This window comes from Hydrocarboniphaga sp. FW305-C-57 (assembly GCF_058783045.1).
On sequence record NZ_JBYSYG010000003.1, the window covers coordinates 317,715 to 333,194 of the forward strand.

General features: G+C 65.6%; 16 protein-coding genes and 1 pseudogene. 8 read left to right on the forward strand and 9 right to left on the reverse strand.

Annotated features, from left to right (window positions below):
• The first annotated feature begins 29 nt into the window (after positions 1-29).
• The 4 genes from AC3WUM_RS08780 to AC3WUM_RS08795 all read left to right on the forward strand — a co-directional run bounded on the left by AC3WUM_RS08780 (position 30) and on the right by AC3WUM_RS08795 (position 3,413).
• Positions 30-1,079, forward strand: coding sequence for an NAD-dependent epimerase (locus AC3WUM_RS08780; protein WP_492409999.1), 1,050 nt, complete (start codon positions 30-32; stop codon positions 1,077-1,079).
• A gap of 28 nt (positions 1,080-1,107) precedes the next feature.
• Positions 1,108-1,470: a hypothetical protein gene (locus tag AC3WUM_RS08785; protein ID WP_492409844.1), complete on the forward strand. Its 363-nt coding sequence runs from the start codon at positions 1,108-1,110 to the stop codon at positions 1,468-1,470.
• A 298-nt stretch (positions 1,471-1,768) separates the two neighbouring features.
• Positions 1,769-2,161 (forward strand): hypothetical protein, encoded by a 393-nt coding sequence (locus AC3WUM_RS08790; protein WP_492409845.1) that lies wholly within the window; start codon positions 1,769-1,771, stop codon positions 2,159-2,161.
• Between the two features lie 106 nt (positions 2,162-2,267).
• The gene (locus AC3WUM_RS08795) at positions 2,268-3,413 is read left to right on the forward strand and encodes a glycosyltransferase (protein WP_492409846.1); all 1,146 of its coding nucleotides are present in this window, start codon (positions 2,268-2,270) and stop codon (positions 3,411-3,413) included.
• Between the two features lie 174 nt (positions 3,414-3,587).
• Here AC3WUM_RS08795 and AC3WUM_RS08800 read toward each other — a convergent pair whose 3' ends face one another.
• The 3 genes from AC3WUM_RS08800 to AC3WUM_RS08810 form a co-directional block, all read right to left on the reverse strand.
• Entirely contained in the window at positions 3,588-4,190 is a 603-nt protein-coding gene (locus tag AC3WUM_RS08800; RefSeq protein WP_492409847.1) for a DUF938 domain-containing protein, read from the reverse strand.
• Between the two features lie 192 nt (positions 4,191-4,382).
• Positions 4,383-5,861: an MFS transporter gene (locus tag AC3WUM_RS08805; RefSeq protein ID WP_492409848.1), complete on the reverse strand. Its 1,479-nt coding sequence runs from the start codon at positions 5,859-5,861 to the stop codon at positions 4,383-4,385.
• An 85-nt stretch (positions 5,862-5,946) separates the two neighbouring features.
• Positions 5,947-6,345, reverse strand: a complete 399-nt coding sequence (locus AC3WUM_RS08810) for an MAPEG family protein (protein ID WP_492409849.1) — start codon at positions 6,343-6,345, stop codon at positions 5,947-5,949.
• Positions 6,346-6,422: 77 nt separating this feature from the next.
• On the opposite strand from AC3WUM_RS08810, the gene AC3WUM_RS08815 reads away from it, so the two are divergent.
• Positions 6,423-7,397: a 2-hydroxyacid dehydrogenase gene (locus AC3WUM_RS08815; protein WP_492409850.1), complete on the forward strand. Its 975-nt coding sequence runs from the start codon at positions 6,423-6,425 to the stop codon at positions 7,395-7,397.
• Positions 7,398-7,633: 236 nt separating this feature from the next.
• Entirely contained in the window at positions 7,634-8,554 is a 921-nt protein-coding gene (locus AC3WUM_RS08820; protein ID WP_492409852.1) for a DUF72 domain-containing protein, read from the forward strand.
• A 3-nt stretch (positions 8,555-8,557) separates the two neighbouring features.
• Here AC3WUM_RS08820 and AC3WUM_RS08825 read toward each other — a convergent pair whose 3' ends face one another.
• The 5 genes and pseudogenes from AC3WUM_RS08825 to AC3WUM_RS08845 form a co-directional block, all read right to left on the reverse strand.
• Positions 8,558-9,463, reverse strand: coding sequence for a pirin family protein (locus tag AC3WUM_RS08825; RefSeq protein ID WP_492409853.1), 906 nt, complete (start codon positions 9,461-9,463; stop codon positions 8,558-8,560).
• 27 nt (positions 9,464-9,490) lie between these two features.
• On the reverse strand, positions 9,491-9,895 hold the full coding sequence (locus AC3WUM_RS08830; RefSeq protein WP_492409854.1) for an OsmC family protein: 405 nt from the start codon (positions 9,893-9,895) through the stop codon (positions 9,491-9,493).
• Between the two features lie 32 nt (positions 9,896-9,927).
• Positions 9,928-10,647, reverse strand: a pseudogene (gene rluF / locus AC3WUM_RS08835) (23S rRNA pseudouridine(2604) synthase RluF); the annotation flags it as partial.
• Between the two features lie 169 nt (positions 10,648-10,816).
• Positions 10,817-11,563 carry an alpha/beta fold hydrolase gene (locus AC3WUM_RS08840; protein ID WP_492409855.1) on the reverse strand — a complete coding sequence of 249 codons (747 nt, stop codon included), beginning with the start codon at positions 11,561-11,563 and terminating at the stop codon, positions 10,817-10,819.
• Positions 11,560-12,609 (reverse strand): M14 family zinc carboxypeptidase, encoded by a 1,050-nt coding sequence (locus AC3WUM_RS08845; protein ID WP_492409856.1) that lies wholly within the window; start codon positions 12,607-12,609, stop codon positions 11,560-11,562. The genes AC3WUM_RS08840 and AC3WUM_RS08845 overlap by 4 nt, the downstream gene beginning before the upstream one ends.
• 173 nt (positions 12,610-12,782) lie before the next feature.
• On the opposite strand from AC3WUM_RS08845, the gene AC3WUM_RS08850 reads away from it, so the two are divergent.
• Both AC3WUM_RS08850 and rlmC read left to right on the forward strand, forming a co-directional pair.
• The gene (locus AC3WUM_RS08850) at positions 12,783-12,908 is read left to right on the forward strand and encodes a hypothetical protein (RefSeq protein WP_492409857.1); all 126 of its coding nucleotides are present in this window, start codon (positions 12,783-12,785) and stop codon (positions 12,906-12,908) included.
• A gap of 63 nt (positions 12,909-12,971) precedes the next feature.
• Positions 12,972-14,114, forward strand: coding sequence for a 23S rRNA (uracil(747)-C(5))-methyltransferase RlmC (gene rlmC, locus AC3WUM_RS08855; RefSeq protein ID WP_492409858.1), 1,143 nt, complete (start codon positions 12,972-12,974; stop codon positions 14,112-14,114).
• On the opposite strand, the gene AC3WUM_RS08860 is transcribed toward rlmC, so the two are convergent.
• Complete coding sequence (locus AC3WUM_RS08860; protein ID WP_492409859.1) at positions 14,111-15,364, reverse strand: TIGR03862 family flavoprotein; 1,254 nt, start codon at positions 15,362-15,364, stop codon at positions 14,111-14,113. The two genes, rlmC and AC3WUM_RS08860, sit on opposite strands and share 4 nt — an antisense overlap.
• Positions 15,365-15,480: the final 116 nt, after the last annotated feature.

Sequence of the window (15,480 nt, forward strand, 5' to 3'; positions counted from 1 at the left end):
TGCGCGGCATGACGACCGAGCCGGATTCGATGCTAGGGCAGGGACAGGAGCAGGCGGAGGCAAGCGGCCTGCGTCGCGTCCTGGTCACCGGAGCCGCGGGCTTCGTCGGCTACCACGTCGCGCAGCGCTTGCTGGGCCAGGGCGCCGAGGTCGTCGGGCTCGACAACCTCAACAGCTATTACAGCGTCGCGCTCAAGCGCGAGCGCCTGCGCTGGCTCACCGACAAGCCCGGCTTCACGTTCCACGAACTCGATCTGGCCGATGACGCTGCGCTCGATGCGCTGTTCGCCGGGTCGCGATTCGACGCCGTGATCCACCTCGCCGCGCAGGCCGGCGTGCGCTATTCGCTGAGCAACCCCAAGGCCTACGTGCAAAGCAACCTGGTCGGCTTCGCGAACCTGCTCGAAGCCTGCCGCCACCACGGCCTGCCGCCGCTGCTGTATGCGTCCTCGTCGTCGGTCTACGGCGCCAACGAGCGCCTGCCGTGGGCGGTGGCCGACAACGTCGACCATCCGGTGTCGCTGTACGCGGCGACGAAGAAGTCGAACGAACTCATGGCGCATACCTACGCGCATCTGTACGGCTTGCCGTGCACGGGCCTGCGTTTCTTCACCGTCTACGGGCCCTGGGGCCGGCCCGACATGGCGTATTACAAGTTCACCCAGGCGATACTCGAAGGCCGGCCGATCGAGGTCTACAACCACGGACAGATGCGGCGCGACTTCACCTACATCGATGATGTCGTCGAATCGGTGCTGCGCCTCGCCGCGCGCCCGGCCGAGCCGAATGCGGACTGGAACGCGCTGAGCCCCGATCCGGCCTCGAGCCGTGCGCCGTACCGGCTCTACAACATCGGCAATCACCAGCCGGTGGAACTGCTCGACTTCATCGCCACGCTCGAGCGCGTGCTCGACAAGCCCGCGCAGATCGAACTGCTGCCGATGCAGCCCGGCGATGTCGTCTCCACCTATGCCGATACCGAAGCCTTGCAGCGCGATGCCGGCTTTGCGCCGAGCACGCCGCTCGAAGACGGGTTGCGACGCTTCGTCGACTGGTTCCGGCACTACCATGAAGCTTGACCAGAGCTCGAGCGAAGCCTGAGCGACCGTGGCGGCGCCCGCACAACGCACGCTGTTCGAAGCCGCCACCACGCGTGCGCGCATCGTGCGGCACTTCGACATCGTCTGCCTGATCATCGACGCGGGCGGCGCGATGATCATCCCGATGCAGGACTTCGTGCAGGCGCAGAAATGGGCCTCGTCGCGCATCGCCAGCGGCAATCTGCTCAACGATCGCGGACGCTTCCTGGAGCGCATGCAAAGCCTCGTCTCGCGCCCCGGTAGCCTCGCGCCGACACGCGGCAACCCGAAGCAACTCGAAGCGATCGTCCGCTCGATGCGGGCCGCGGGTTACGACGTCGGGGAGTGGTCGCTGCCGGCGGAGATCAAGAATCCGCCGGTGGGGCGTTGAGCGTCTCGCTTATCGCATGCTCGTGATGGGTCGGGCATGGAGTTCGGGCCGAGCGGCTCGGCCCTGAATTCACGCGCCGGGAAGCTGCATCGTGGAAGGTCCGGACCTCCGTCGTTCGGCGTCAGCAAGTTCGGTGGTGCGCCTAAAAGCTGCGCGCGTGGAGTATGCCCATGCCGCTACTCAAGCCTCGGAGTGTGACGCGGTTGGCGACTTACTGAGCCAAGGATGGGTCACTGTAAGAAATTACAGTAGGCGGTTATTCACTCTCCTAGAAAGTTCCAGATGCGTGGCTGCGAACATGGGCGGCGATAAGCTGATCCTCCCTGCCGGCGATTATCCAGAACTGGGCAGCCGCGGCTGGAATGACAGAACGTCCAGCTACATCGTGTACCAGCCCAGCCCTGGCTTCTCGTGCGAAGACTCGGTTGCTTACTTCTACAACAATGGCGGCCAGTCCGGGCGCTCCTATCCGGCGCCGCACGGCATGACGTTCTCGGGCGTCGGCGACTTCAACGATAAGGCGAGCAGCTATTCGGTTCCGGCGAGCGTGTGCGTTATCGCCTACAAAAGCGGCGGTTTTACCGGCTCGTCCATGAAGCTGTACTACGGCGGAACCAACACCATCTCGAACGATGTGATGTCGTCCTTCACGGTTTGGCCGTACAACGCCACTCAGTGCACCACGCCGTAAAACTTGAGGCCCGCTGAAGACTGCCCGTAGAGTCTTGCGGACAGTCTTTTTGAGTTCGCATCGAGGCGCTTATACTGCGCCGCCTCCAAGCTGGCAGGAACATTTGATGTCAACTTGTGACGACCCGGTAGCCCCCAAAATCGCCATCTTCATGTCGACGTCCGGGCATAGCGGCGTTGATCGTGCGATGCGCAACTTGATCCCTGCATTGGCATCAAGAGGTTACAAGGTTGATTTACTGAAAGTGCGTCGGCACGGCCCAGAACTCCACGATGTGCCCCCCAACGTACGTGTGCTGGATACCGGCGCCGCGACCACTTACGCAGCGCTTCCATACCTTATTCGCTATCTGAAGCAGGAGCGCCCCGCCGTTTTGCTGGGCGACAAAGATAGGGTCAACAGAACGGCATTGATTGCGCGATGGCTTGCGGGCAGAACGGCGAGTACGCGACTTGTGCTGAGTTCGGGCACGACGATCTCGATCGATCTGCAGCATCGAGGGTGGCTTGAGCGATGGATTCAACGTTGCTCAATGCGTTATCTCTATCCCTTCGCCGATCAGGTGATTGTGACTTGCGAGGCCGTTGCGGATGACATGGCGGCCTACACCGGCTTACCGCGACAGCACATACGCTCAGTGGCAAGCCCGGTAGTTCCTGCCTCGTTGTTCACCGAGACCCAGCCCCAGCCGGATCATTTGTGGTTTGGCGGCGACCGGCAACCGATCATCCTCGGCGTTGGGGAGTTGGCTCCCCGAAAAGATTTCACGACACTCATCCATGCGTTTGCCCGTCTACGCGCTAAACGCGATGCACGATTGGTGATAGCAGGCAAAGGGCGCGAAAAGGATGCACTGCAGCGCCTTTGCGCGGATCTAGGCGTTCAAGATTGCGTGGATTTCATCGGCTTTCGCCCTGACGTCTACTCCTTCATGGCGCATGCGAATCTCTTTGTGATGACTTCACGCTGGGAAGGGCTCGGCTTCGTACTCATCGAAGCCTTGGCGTGCGGCACGTCGGTCATCGCCCTGGATTGCCCCAGCGGTCCAGCAGAGATATTGGATAACGGCCGCTATGGCCCGCTCGTGCCCGTTGGCAACGTCGAGGCACTCGCGAGCGCAATGGAGCGCGTGCTTCAAGCACCAGTGGACGCCACGACAAATCGCGAAGCCGCGCGACGCTATGAGATCGAGTCAGCAGCCACTGAGTACTTGAACGCGTTCGGCCTACCCGCCTACTGGCCACCCCCGTAGTGGACGCATAATCAAATCGTGTGGTTTTTATCGCGATAATGCGCCTACGCCGAACTTCAAAAGTGACCGCGCCGCGCTTCTTCTCCCGCTTTAGTCGCCCCTAAAAAATCCGGAAAGTATTCCCTGATGCGCGGAGCCCGATGTGAGCACTGCTGAACTATGTGCACAGTGTTGTCAGTGCTTGCCAGCGCCCGCTTGCCACACCGCGCATCGATTGTTCGCCGGCATCGCCCGATCTTCCAGCAAGCCAAACCCAGCAGCACGAGCGAGCGCATTGACGGCCTCGAAGTCGCGAATCCCGCTCTGCGGATCGCGTGCTTTGAGCCAGCCGTCGAAGTCGCGATTGCTGTCGCTCGTGTGGCGGCCGTGATAGTTGAAGGGGCCGTAGACGATCAGCTTCGCGTCGGGCGTGACGATGTCCGGCAAGCGCTCGAACAGCTGCCGCACCGACTCCCAGCTCATGATGTGCAGCGTGTTCGAGGTGAACACCAAGTCGTAGCGCGCCTCGGGCCATGTGCCGCGTACGTCGAGCGTGATCGGCGGCAAGACGTTGCTCAGGCCGGAATCGTCGATCCACGCGCGAATGCCGGCGTGGTGTTCGGGCAGTTCCGAGGTTTGCCAACGCAGATGCGGCAGGGCGGCGCCGAAATGAACGGCATGCTGTCCGGTTCCGCTGCCGATCTCGAGCGCTTCGCGACGATCGGCGCAGTGGTCGCGCAGCACTTCGAGGATCGGGTCGCGATTGCGCTGGCAGGATGGGGCGTCGGGCTTGTTCATGGCTCATTGTAGTCCGAGCTTTGGCCATCCCCTCTCCCGCGGGCGGTAGAGGGTGGTGCGTCAGCACCGGGTGAGGGCGCACGCTTGGGCAGAGTGCCTGTTCCCAACGGCTTCCCCTCTCTCCCCGCCTTCGGCGGGACTCTCTCCCGCACGCGGGAGAGAGGACAGAACGATCGGGCTGAGGGAACAGAGCTATTGCGTCGGAGCCCTGCTCGACAAGGGCCTCGCGAGTGATTCGAGCGAGCGCCTCTCAGCCGCGAGGCCCCAACGCCAAGCGACGCCGGCCGCGATGATCATGAGCACCGCGCCAAAGCCGTAGCCGGCCGCGATCGCGGAGCGCTCGCCGGTCCCGATCAGCGTGCCGAATAGCCACGGCCCGGCGATGCCGCCCGCGCCGGTGCCGAGCGTGTAGAACGCGGCGATCGCGAGCGCGCGTATCTCGAGCGGAAAGCTTTCGCCGACGGTCAGATACGCCGAGCTTGCGGCGGCCGAGGCGAAGAAGAACACCACCGACCACGCGAGCGTCTGCGTCGTCGCGCTGAGCAGGCCGCGATCGAACAGCACGGCCGTGACGGTCAGCAGGATGCCCGACATCGCATACGTGAACGCGATCATCGGCCGCCGTCCGACGCTGTCGAACAGGCGGCCGAGCAGCAGCGGACCGAGGAAATTGCCGATCGCGAACGGCAGGATGTAGAGCCCGACTTTGTCGGGCGAGATGCCGTAGAAGGTGCCGAGCACGAGCGCGTAGGTGAAGAAGATGGCGTTGTAGAAAAACGCCTGCGAGGTCATCAGCACGAAGCTCACGGCCGCGCGCTGCGGATAGTGCTTGAACAGGCTTTCGAACAGATGGCGCACGCCGAAATTCTCGTCGCGCGCGTGGATCTCGACGCGATGCGGTGGCACGTCGGCCATCGGCTCGCGTGCATGGGCAAGTGCTCGCGCCTCGATGCTCTCGACGATGGCTTTGGCCTCGGCGATGCGTCCGCGCGTCATGAGCCAGCGCGGACTCTCGGGCAGCATGCTTCGCAGCAGCAACACGCCCAGACCGAGAATCGCGCCGATGCCGAAAGCGACGCGCCAGCCCATGTCGGGCGGCAGCAGGCCGGGCTGCAGCAGTACGATGGCGCCGAGCGCACCGAGCGCCGCGCCGACCCAGAAGCTGCCGTTGATGACCAGATCGGTGTGGCCGCGATAGCGCGCCGGAATCAGTTCCTGGATCGCCGAGTTGATTGCCGAATATTCACCGCCGATGCCGGCGCCCGTGAAGAATCGGCAGAGCAAAAAAAACATGAAGTTGTTCGAGAACGCGGTCGCCGCTGTCGCGGCGAGATAGACCAGCAGCGTGATCGTGAACAGCTTCTTGCGCCCGAGCCGGTCGGCGAGCCAGCCGAACACCAGCGAGCCGCTCACCGCGCCGAGCACGTAGGCGCTCGCACTGATGCCGACCTGCATGTCGGTGAACGCGAGTGCCGGGCTTGCCTTCAGCGCGCCCGACACCGAACCGGCGAGCGTCACTTCGAGCCCGTCGAGTATCCAGGTGATGCCGAGCGCGACGACGACGAGCGTGTGGAAGCGGCTCCACGGCAGGCGATCGAGACGCCACGGAATATCTGTGGTGATCGCCGTGCTGATCGCCGTACCGCTCGCGGTCTGGGTGGAACTCTGCATGCTCGCCGTCCTTGGCTCGATGGTGCGGATTGCGGTGCGGATCGACCGGGGGATTCGCCGGCCGTTCAGAGGCGCATGATCCCGCCTACAAAGTGAACGGGGCCAGACCGCGCCAGACGCAGAGCACCGCCGCGATCGCCAGCGAGGCGAAGGTCAGCAGGATGCCGGCCGCGCGGCCGAGGAACCATTTTTCGGTGAAGGCCAGCGCGATGCCGTGCAGCACGCGACCCACGAACAGCATCAGGCCGATCGCATGCAGCACCCATGGCGCGAGCACGCCGCCGGTTTCGAGCATCGCCATCATCAACAGCACGAGCGGCACGTACTCGGCGAAATTGGCGTGTGCGCGAATCGCGCGAAGCACTTCGGGCCTGCCGCCGTCGCCGAGATTGATGCCTCCGGTGCGGAAGCGGACGACGTGAAAGCTCAGCACCAGGAACCACAAGGCCAGAAGTCCCGCGTAGAGCGGCGTGATCGTGAGCATCGTTTGTTTTCTCCCCTGATTGGAACGGATTCGAAGTCAACGCGGAACGATTCGAGTCCAGACTCTACAATGTGCGCATGAAAAAGACCGTCGTCGCTTATGCGGCCCTGCCGCCGTCCTGCATCGCTCGCCTTGCCGAGACCTTCGAACTGCGCGATTTCACCGGCCAGTCCGGGCTCTCGCGCAATCCCGCCTTCGCTTCCGCGCTTGCCGAGGCCGAGGGTGTCATCGGCGCGGGCCTGGTTTGGGACAGGGCGCGCATCGCGGCGAGCCCGAAGCTGCGCGTGGTGTCGACGGTGACGGTTGGCTACGACCTCTACGACGTCGAGGCGCTCACCGAGCGCCGCATCCTGCTCTGCAACACGCCCGACGTGCTGACCGAGAGCGTCGCCGATCTGTCGCTCGCGCTGATGCTCAGTTGCGCGCGTCGAATCTCCGAACTCGAGCGGCTCGTGCGCAGCGGTGGCTGGAAGCGCAGCGTCGATACACCCGAATTCGGCAGCGACGTCTACGGCAAGACGCTCGGCATCATCGGCATGGGCCGCATCGGTGCGGCGGTCGCGCGTCGTGCGGCGCTCGGTTTCGGCATGCGCGTGCTCTACGACGCGCGCAGCGACAAGCCGCAGGTGGAGCGCGACTACGGAGCACAGCGGCGCTCGCTCGACGACTTGCTGCGCGAATCGGATTTCGTCTGCGTGCTGGCTCCGCTGACGCCTGAAACTGAGAACCTGCTCGGCGCGCGTGAATTCGCGCTCATGAAGCCGAGCGCGTTCCTCGTCAACGTCGCGCGCGGCAAGGTCATCGACGAGGCCGCGCTGGCGGTGGCGCTGCGCGAGCGCCGTATCGCCGGCGCCGGCCTCGACGTCTTCGTACGCGAGCCGCTCGCCGCGGATTCGCCGCTGATGTCGCTCGACAACGTCGTGCTGGTTCCGCACATCGGCTCGGCGACGCACGAGACGCGGCAGGCGATGGCGGACATGGCGACCGACAACCTGATCGCGGCGCTGACAGACGGAGAGCCGCGCGCGATGGTGAATCCACAGGTGCGTTAGGAAGCTGCCTGCAGCGTTTTTTTTGCGTGTCCCCTCTCCCGCTAGCGGGAGAGGGTGGTTCGAAGAACCGGGAGAGGGACGGCCCGGAAAGAAGCGCTCACTTGCCGATGAACCCTCTCTCCCCGCCTTCGGCGGGACTCTCTCCCGCAAGTGGGAGAGAGGAACGGCAGAGCGCTCCTTGAGTAAGAATCCGCGACGTTCGGCGAAAATTCATCGTCGCCGCACACTCTGTGCGCATGAGCAAGCAGACAGGCCGCGTTCGCATCGGGATTTCGGGTTGGCGCTACACGCCGTGGCGGGGGGTGTTCTACCCGAAGAAGCTCGCCCAGCGACGTGAGCTCGAATATGCCTCGCGCCAGTTTCCGAGCATCGAACTCAACGGCTCGTTCTATGCGCTGCAACGCCCCAAGAGCTACGCGCAGTGGTACGCGGATACGCCGGACGACTTCGTGTTTTCGATCAAGGGCAGCCGCTACATCACGCATATCCGGCGCTTGCGTGACGTCGAGGAACCGCTTGCGAGTTTCTTCGCGTCCGGGCTGTTCGAACTCAAGGAAAAGCTCGGCCCGTTCCTGTGGCAGTTCCCGCCGAGCATGCACTTCGACGCTGAGCTGTTCGACCAATTTCTGAGCCTGCTGCCGCACTCGACGGCAGAGGCGCAGACGCTCGCGCGCCGGCATGCGCGGCACATGGCGAAGGATCGCGTGAGCCTGGAGATCGATGCCGATCGGCCGCTGCGTCACGCGGTCGAGATTCGCAACGAGAGCTTCGTCGATCCGGCCTTCATTCGCCTGTTGCGCAAGCACCGCGTTGCGCTCGTGTTCGCCGATACCGCCGGTAAATGGCCGTACGCCGAAGACCTGACGGCCGACTTCGTCTACCTGCGCCTGCACGGCGACATCGAGCTCTACAAGAGCGGTTACGGCGATGCGGCGATCGCGCACTGGGCCAAGCGCATCGATCGCTGGCGCCGCGGTGAGGCTGCGGCGCAGGCGAAGACCATCGACGAGGCCAGCGGCCGGCCGCGCGCCAAGCGCGATGTCTACTGCTATTTCGACAACGACGTGAAGGTCAAGGCGCCCGTCGATGCGGCTTCTTTGATGCAGAAACTCGGAGTCGAGTGGACGCCCGTAGCCAAGCGCGAGGAAGCGGCCTGAGGCTCATTGCGGCTCGTGTTCGATCCACGGCGGCACCGGCGCGCTGAGCCGCTTGCCGTAGGGGTAGCCGTGAACTTCACCGAACTCGCCTTTGCCGGCGTTCCATTCGTGCACGGATTTGAGGATCTCGGCCTTCTCGCGTGCGACGAAATTCCACCACATCAGAATCGGCGATTCGAAAGGCTTGCCGCCGATCAGCATGAAGCGTGAGGGCTTCTCGCTGTGCAGCGACAGGACATTGCGCCCGCTGCCGAGATAGACGAGCGCATTCGGAGCCAGTGCCGTGCCACCGACTTCGGCCGAGCCCGTGAGCATGAAGGCGGCGTATTCGAAGTCCTCACGCAAGGGCAGGTCCAGTGCTGCGCTGCCGGCGGTGACGATGTCGAGCCCAAGCGTCGGCCAGAAGCTGCGCGCGGGCGAGCGCTCGCCGAGCGCATCGCCTTCGATCACGGTGAAGTGAAAGCCGCCGCGATCGACGATCGGCAGCTGCGCGTAGTGATCGAACATCGGCTCGACGTGGCGCGATTCGTCCGGCAGCGCGATCCAGAACTGCACGCCGTGCATGTTCGGCGAGGCCGGGTTCGGCGATTCCTCCGAATGCGAGATCGCGCGTCCGCTCGTCATCACGTTGAGCTGGCCCGGGCGGATCAGCTGTTCGGTGCCGAGGCTGTCGCGATGAAAGATTTCGCCTTCGATGAGCCAGGTCACTGTCTGCAAGCCCGTGTGCGGATGCGGGCCGACGTGCAGCGGGCCGCTCTGGTCCAGCGTCGCCGGGCCGATGTGATCGAGGAAGCACCACGGTCCGACCATGCGGCGCAGGCGCGAGGGCAGGGCGCGATGGATCGGCATGCCGTCGCCGACGATCTCGGCGCGCGCTTCGATGAGTTGCAGCTCGGGTCCGCTCGTCATGACGGTTCTCCTGGCGTGTGGTCGTGATCAGGTCAAGGCGGTCGAAATGTCGATGCGCCCGCTCAGGATCTTGTGTACCGGGCAGGCGTTCGCCACTTGCAGCAGGCGCTCGCGCTGCTCCGCATCGAGTTCGCCGAGCAGCGTGATCTTGCGCGAGATCAGCGAGCTTCCATCGGCCGGCTTGCCGGCTGGATTCAAGGCAAGCTCCACTTCCACGCCTTGCAGCGGCCACTGCTTGCGATCCGCGTACATGCGCAGCGTGATCGAGGTGCAGCTGCCGAGTGCGGAGAGCAGCAGGTGATCGGGCGTCGGGCCCAGGTCGGCGCCGCCGAGGCTGGCCGGTTCGTCGGCGAGCCATTCGTGCGCGCCGCTGCGGTTGGTCGCGGTGTAGGGCGTGCTGCCGATGCGGGTACTGACTTCCACGGTCGCCATTGGTAGGTCCTTGTCGATGGTGAATGATGCTTTTACCAGCTCGTGCGCTGCGGCAGCAGGGCGCGCAGTTCGTCGGGTGTCAGGTCGCGCCAGCGGCCGACTTTCAGCGTGCCGAGTCGCAGGTTGATGATGCGCACGCGCTGCAGCCTGCGCACTTCGTAGCCGAACACCTCGCACATGCGCCGGATCTGCCGGTTGAGCCCCTGCGTGAGCACGATGCGGAACGCGCGATCAGGCCGCGCCTCGAAGCGCGTGACCTTGCAGCGCTTGGTCGTCACGTTGAGCTCGGGCAATCGCACGCCGCGGCTCATGCCGTCGAGAAACGCATCGGTGATCGGCTTGTCGACCATGACGATGTATTCCTTCTCGTGCTGGTTTTCGCTGCGCAGGATTTCATTGACGATGTCGCCGTTGCTCGTGAGCAGGATCAGGCCTTCGGATTCCTTGTCGAGGCGGCCGATCGGAAAGATGCGCTCCTTGTGCTTGACGAAATCGATGATGTTGCCGTCGATGTGGCGCTCGGTGGTGCAGGTGATGCCGACCGGCTTGTTGAGCGCGATGTAGACATGCTGCTTGCTGCGCGCGCCGATGGCCTTGCCGTCGACGCGAACTTCGTCGCCTTCGTTGACCTGCGTGCCGAGCTCCGCGCGCTTGCCGTTGACGCTGACGCGCCCGCGTTCGATCCAGCTGTCGGCCTCGCGACGGGAACAGATGCCGGTTTCGCTGATGAACTTGTTGAGGCGCATGCGCGGGGTGGGTAGGAGCGGTCGCCCCCTATTATGAGTGTTATGGGCGTAGGCGCACTCGGCATGCCGTTCCTCTCTCCCGCTTGCGGGAGAGAGTCCCTGCGAAGCAGGGGAGAGAGGGGCCGTTCGATGTACTAACCGCTACTCGTCCACAGCCCCTACTTGTGCGCAGCCTTCACCCCGCCCAGCGTCGCACGGTTTCGATCACCCACTCGCCATCGTCGAGCGGCAGATCGTGGCCCGCGCTCGGGTGCACGATCAGCTCCCGGTTCCATCGTGTCGCGAGCCGCTCGGAGCAGCTCGGATGCACGAGCGCATCGCCGGCGCCGCTGAGCAGCAGCAGTTTTTCGAGCGGGGCCTGCCGGGGCGCCCGATAGCGCACGGCGGCCGCGAGCTGGCGCAGCGCATTGCCGCGGCTGACCGGATGCTCCCGGCGCCAGGCCACCCAGTCGTCGATCACCGCTTCGGGGCGCGTGGTCGTGGTCAGCTTCAGGATGCCGCGTTCGATCTCGTGCTCGCCCGGCGTGCCGAGCGCGAGCCTCGCGAAGCCCGCATAGGCGCGCGGTTGCAGCCGGCGATAGAACGGCGAGAACGGGCGCAGGCTCGTGTTGACGAGCACGGCGCGCTCGATTTCGTGCGGATGCCGCTGCGCCCAGGCGACCGCGACCATCGCGCCCATCGACATCGCGAGCAGGTTCCAGGGCTCGCGCAGGCCGAGCCGATGCAATTCGGCGCGTGCCGCCTCGGCCATGCCTTCGATCGTGCCCGGACTCGTTTCGGCATGGCGCTCGCCGTTGCCGGGCAGGTCGATCAGCACCACGCGCACGCCGAGCGCTTCGGCGAAGGCCTGCGGAAATGCGCCCCAATGCCGGGCCTCGCGCATGAGGCCGCGCAGCAGCACCCAGGTGACTGGCTCGCTCATGCCTGGACGCGACCGCGATACCAGAGATCGAGCGCTGCGGCGCGATGCTGCTCGCGCCGCTCGCCGGCCTGCGGCAGCCAGCGCTCGTAGCTGCTCGCGGCGCGCGTGAAGAAATCGAGCAGGCCGATCTGCCGGCGCATCACGCGTCGCTGCCGATGCGCGATCAGCGGATTGAAGATGCCGTAGCGCGAGAACAGCTGGCGCGGGTTCTTCTTGATCCACAGCCACGAGCCCATTTCGAGCGTGAGCGGCAGGAAGCGGTGCTGCGTGTCTTCGATCGAGCGCAAGTAAAGGTAGTCCCAGAGATCGCCGTGGGTCAGATATTGCAGGCTTTGCGGCTCGAACACATACGGGTGATGCGCCTGGCTGCGCGCGTAGATGTCCCATAGCGCGTGCACTTCGGCCAGGTGCGGAATCGGTTTGAAGGTGTGGGCGTACGGAAACCAGATGCGGTCCTGCACGCCGAAGCCCGAGTGGCAGTCGATGGCGAGGCTGAACGGGCGACCGAGCAGCTCCTGCTGCACGAGCGCGCAGAGCGCCGCGCTTTCGGGCTCCATCGCCGAGCCCGCGGCCCCGCGATACCAGGGCAGGCCGGCGCTCACGCGCTGGCCGCCGACCATGAACGGCACCGGATCGGTCGCGTCGACCGGCGCATTGCGCATCAGGTCCACGCCGCGCGGATTGGCGCGCGTGCCGAGCGCGAGCCCGCCCGGATTGACCAGCGGCATGAACACCAGGCGCAGGTTCTGCAATTGCTGCACGAGCAGCGTGTCCCAGGACAATCGCGACACCAGGCTGGCCAGATAGGCGATCACCACCTCGGCGCCGATGCGCTCCAGCCCGTGCACGCCGCCGAAGAAGCCCACGGCCGGAACGTCCGGCGACGGATTGCCGAGCGTGATCGCATGCACCGGCAGCTGGCGCTTGCCGGCCTTGACCTCGCAGAGCACGCGGGCTTCCAGATGCGGCCGACCGGCTTCGATCAGCCGCTCGATCTCGTCGAGTTCGGGCGTCGGGCGCTGCAAGCTGGGCAGGGGAACGGCCATCGGGTCGGGTGGGCTCGGGTTTCGAAGAAACGGCGGAACATAGGCCGCGCGCATTGCAGTCTGTTGACGTGCGCCGTCATCGATTCGCCATCAGGCTGTCATCCGCGGGCGCTAGCCTGGGGTTTCGCGATTCAGTCCGCTTCCGCCTCGGAAGCGCGCGAGGAGACCGGCCCATGACCCGTATCGTCCGCAAGATCAGCGTGTCCCGCCCGGTGACGCTCGGCGCCGTCGTGCTGCTCGGCGTGGTGGAATTCGTCGCCCTGCGCCGCACCCAGCTGCTCGGCCAGCAGCAAGCCTGACGATTGCGTGAGGGCTTAGGCGTGAGGCGAGATTGACCTGAGCGGCGCGCGTAGAATGCGCGCGTGCATTGCCCTCATTTCACTGCCCGTCGCTGTCTCTCCTGCACCGAGCTGGCGACCGCCTATCCCGATCAGCTGAGCGCCAAGCAGCGGCATTGCGCCGGCCTGCTGTCGGCCTGGCCGGGCATCGACTGGCTGCCGCCGGTTTCGAGCCCCGAAGCAGGCTTTCGCAACAAGGCCAAGATGGTCGTCAGCGGCAGTGCGCGGCGGCCCGTGCTCGGCATTCTGGGCGCCGATGGACGCGGCGTGGATCTTCGCGATTGCGGTCTGTACTCGGCCTCCTTGCAGGCGAGTTTCGAGGCGATGGCCGATTTCATTCGCGACGCCAATCTCACACCCTACGACGTCGCCGAGCGTCGCGGCGAACTCAAGTTCCTGCTCGTCACCGAATCGCCCGATGGCGAGCTGATGCTGCGTCTGGTGATGCGATCCGAGGCGCAGTTGCCGGCCGTGCGTGCCGCGCTTCCGGCTCTGCTGCAACGGCTGCCGAAACTCGTAGTGGTGTCGGTGAACCTGCAGCCCGAGCACAAGGCCGTACTCGAGGGCGAGCGCGAGATTCTGCTGAGCGAGCGTGGCGACCTGCGCATGCCGGTCAACGATCGCGTGCTGCACCTGCGGCCTCAGAGTTTCTTTCAGACCAATACCGATATCGCCGCCGCGCTGTATCGCCAGGCGCGCGACTGGGTCGACGAAATCCGGCCCGCGTCGATCTGGGATCTGTACTGCGGCGTCGGCGGCTTCGCGCTGCATTGCGCGGGCCCGTGGCGCAAGCTCACCGGCATCGAGCTGAGCGCCGAGGCGATCGCGAGCGCGATCCGCAGCCGCGACGAACTCGGACTCGCGCGCATGGAGTTCATCGTCGGCGATGCGACCGATTACGTGCGTCAGGCGAGCGAGCGGCCCGACCTGGTCATCGTCAATCCGCCGCGACGCGGCATCGGCGAGCCGCTCGCGAGGCTGCTCGACGAATCGACTGCGGTGGAATCGGTGATCTATTCGAGCTGCAACGCCGAATCGCTCGCGCGCGACCTGCGCTCGATGCCCGCGTTCGAGCCCACGAAGGCGCGGCTGCTCGACATGTTTCCGCACACCGGGCATTACGAGGTGATCGTGCTGCTGCGGCGTCGCGAGGTGTCGTCGACTTAGGGGGTGTTTTCGAGCAGCCAGCGCGTAGCCGCCATACCGGCTCGATGCCCGCTCGCGAAGCAGGCCGTCAGCAGATAGCCGCCGGTCGGCGCTTCCCAGTCGAGCATCTCACCGGCGCAGAACAGCCCGGGCTGCGTGCGGCTCATCAGCGCGTCGTCGAGCGCATCGAGGCGCACGCCGCCGGCGCTGCTGATCGCCTCTTCGATCGGGCGCGTGCGCAGCAGCGTGAGCGGCAGGCGCTTGATCGTTTCGGCGGTGCGCTGCGCATCGGCCAGCCCGTCCTTGCCGAGCGCTTCATGAAGCAGCCCGACGCGCAAAGCGTCGAGATGCGCGGTCCGGCGCAGGTGTTCGCTCATCGAACGCTTGCCGCGCGGGCTCGCGATCGCGCGTTGCAGTTCGGCTGCGCTGCGCTGCGGCGCGAGATCGAGCACGAGCTGCACCGAACCCTGTGCTTCGAGCACCTCGCGCAGACCTGCCGAAAGCGCATAGAGCAGACCGCCTTCGAGCCCTTGCGCGGTGATCATGAGTTCGCCCTGCTGCGACTGTTCGGCGCCGCTCGCATCGCGGTAGCGCGCGATCACCGGCTTGAGCGGAGCGCCCGCGAAACGCGACGAGAAGTGTTCGCTCCAGTCGACTTCGAAGCCGCAGTTCGCGGGCCGCAGCGCACGAATCGGCAGGCCTTGCAGCCAGCCGGTCCAGCGGCCGTTCGAGCCGAGCTCGGGCCAGCTCGCGCCGCCGAGCGCGAGCAGCACCGCGTCGGCGTGCGCGAGTCGCTCGCCCGCATTCGTGCGCAGGCTCAGCTCGTAGCCGTCGGCGAGCGCGCGCAGGCCGGTGCAATCGTGCTCGACGTGAAAGCGCAGGCCTTGGGCGCGCAAGCGGCGCACCCAGCCGCGCAACAGCGGAGCGGCCTTGAAATCGGCTGGAAACACGCGCCCGGAGCTGCCGACAATGGTCTCCACGCCGAGACCGCGCGCCCACTCGCGCAGGGCCTGCGCGTCGAAGCCATCGAGCCAGCGGCCGACGGTTTCGCGCTGCTCGTAGTAGCGCGCGTCGAACGCGGGCCGCGGCTCCGAATGCGTGAGATTGAGCCCGCCCTTGCCGGCGATCAGGAACTTGCGGCCCACCGAGCCCATGCGCTCATAGAGATCGACCTCGATGCCCTGCGCACGCGCGACTTCGGCCGCGATCAGGCCGGCCGGGCCTCCGCCGACGACGGCGAGGTTGGGGGTTTTCGAAGCGCGGGAGGGCATGGCGGCGGATTATCGCCGATCGCTGGCTGCCGATCGCCGTCAGCCACGGGCGAGTCGCTCCGCGTGAATTCATCGGATGGCGCTAGGCTGCGCCGCACGACCCGCTCGCTCCGAGA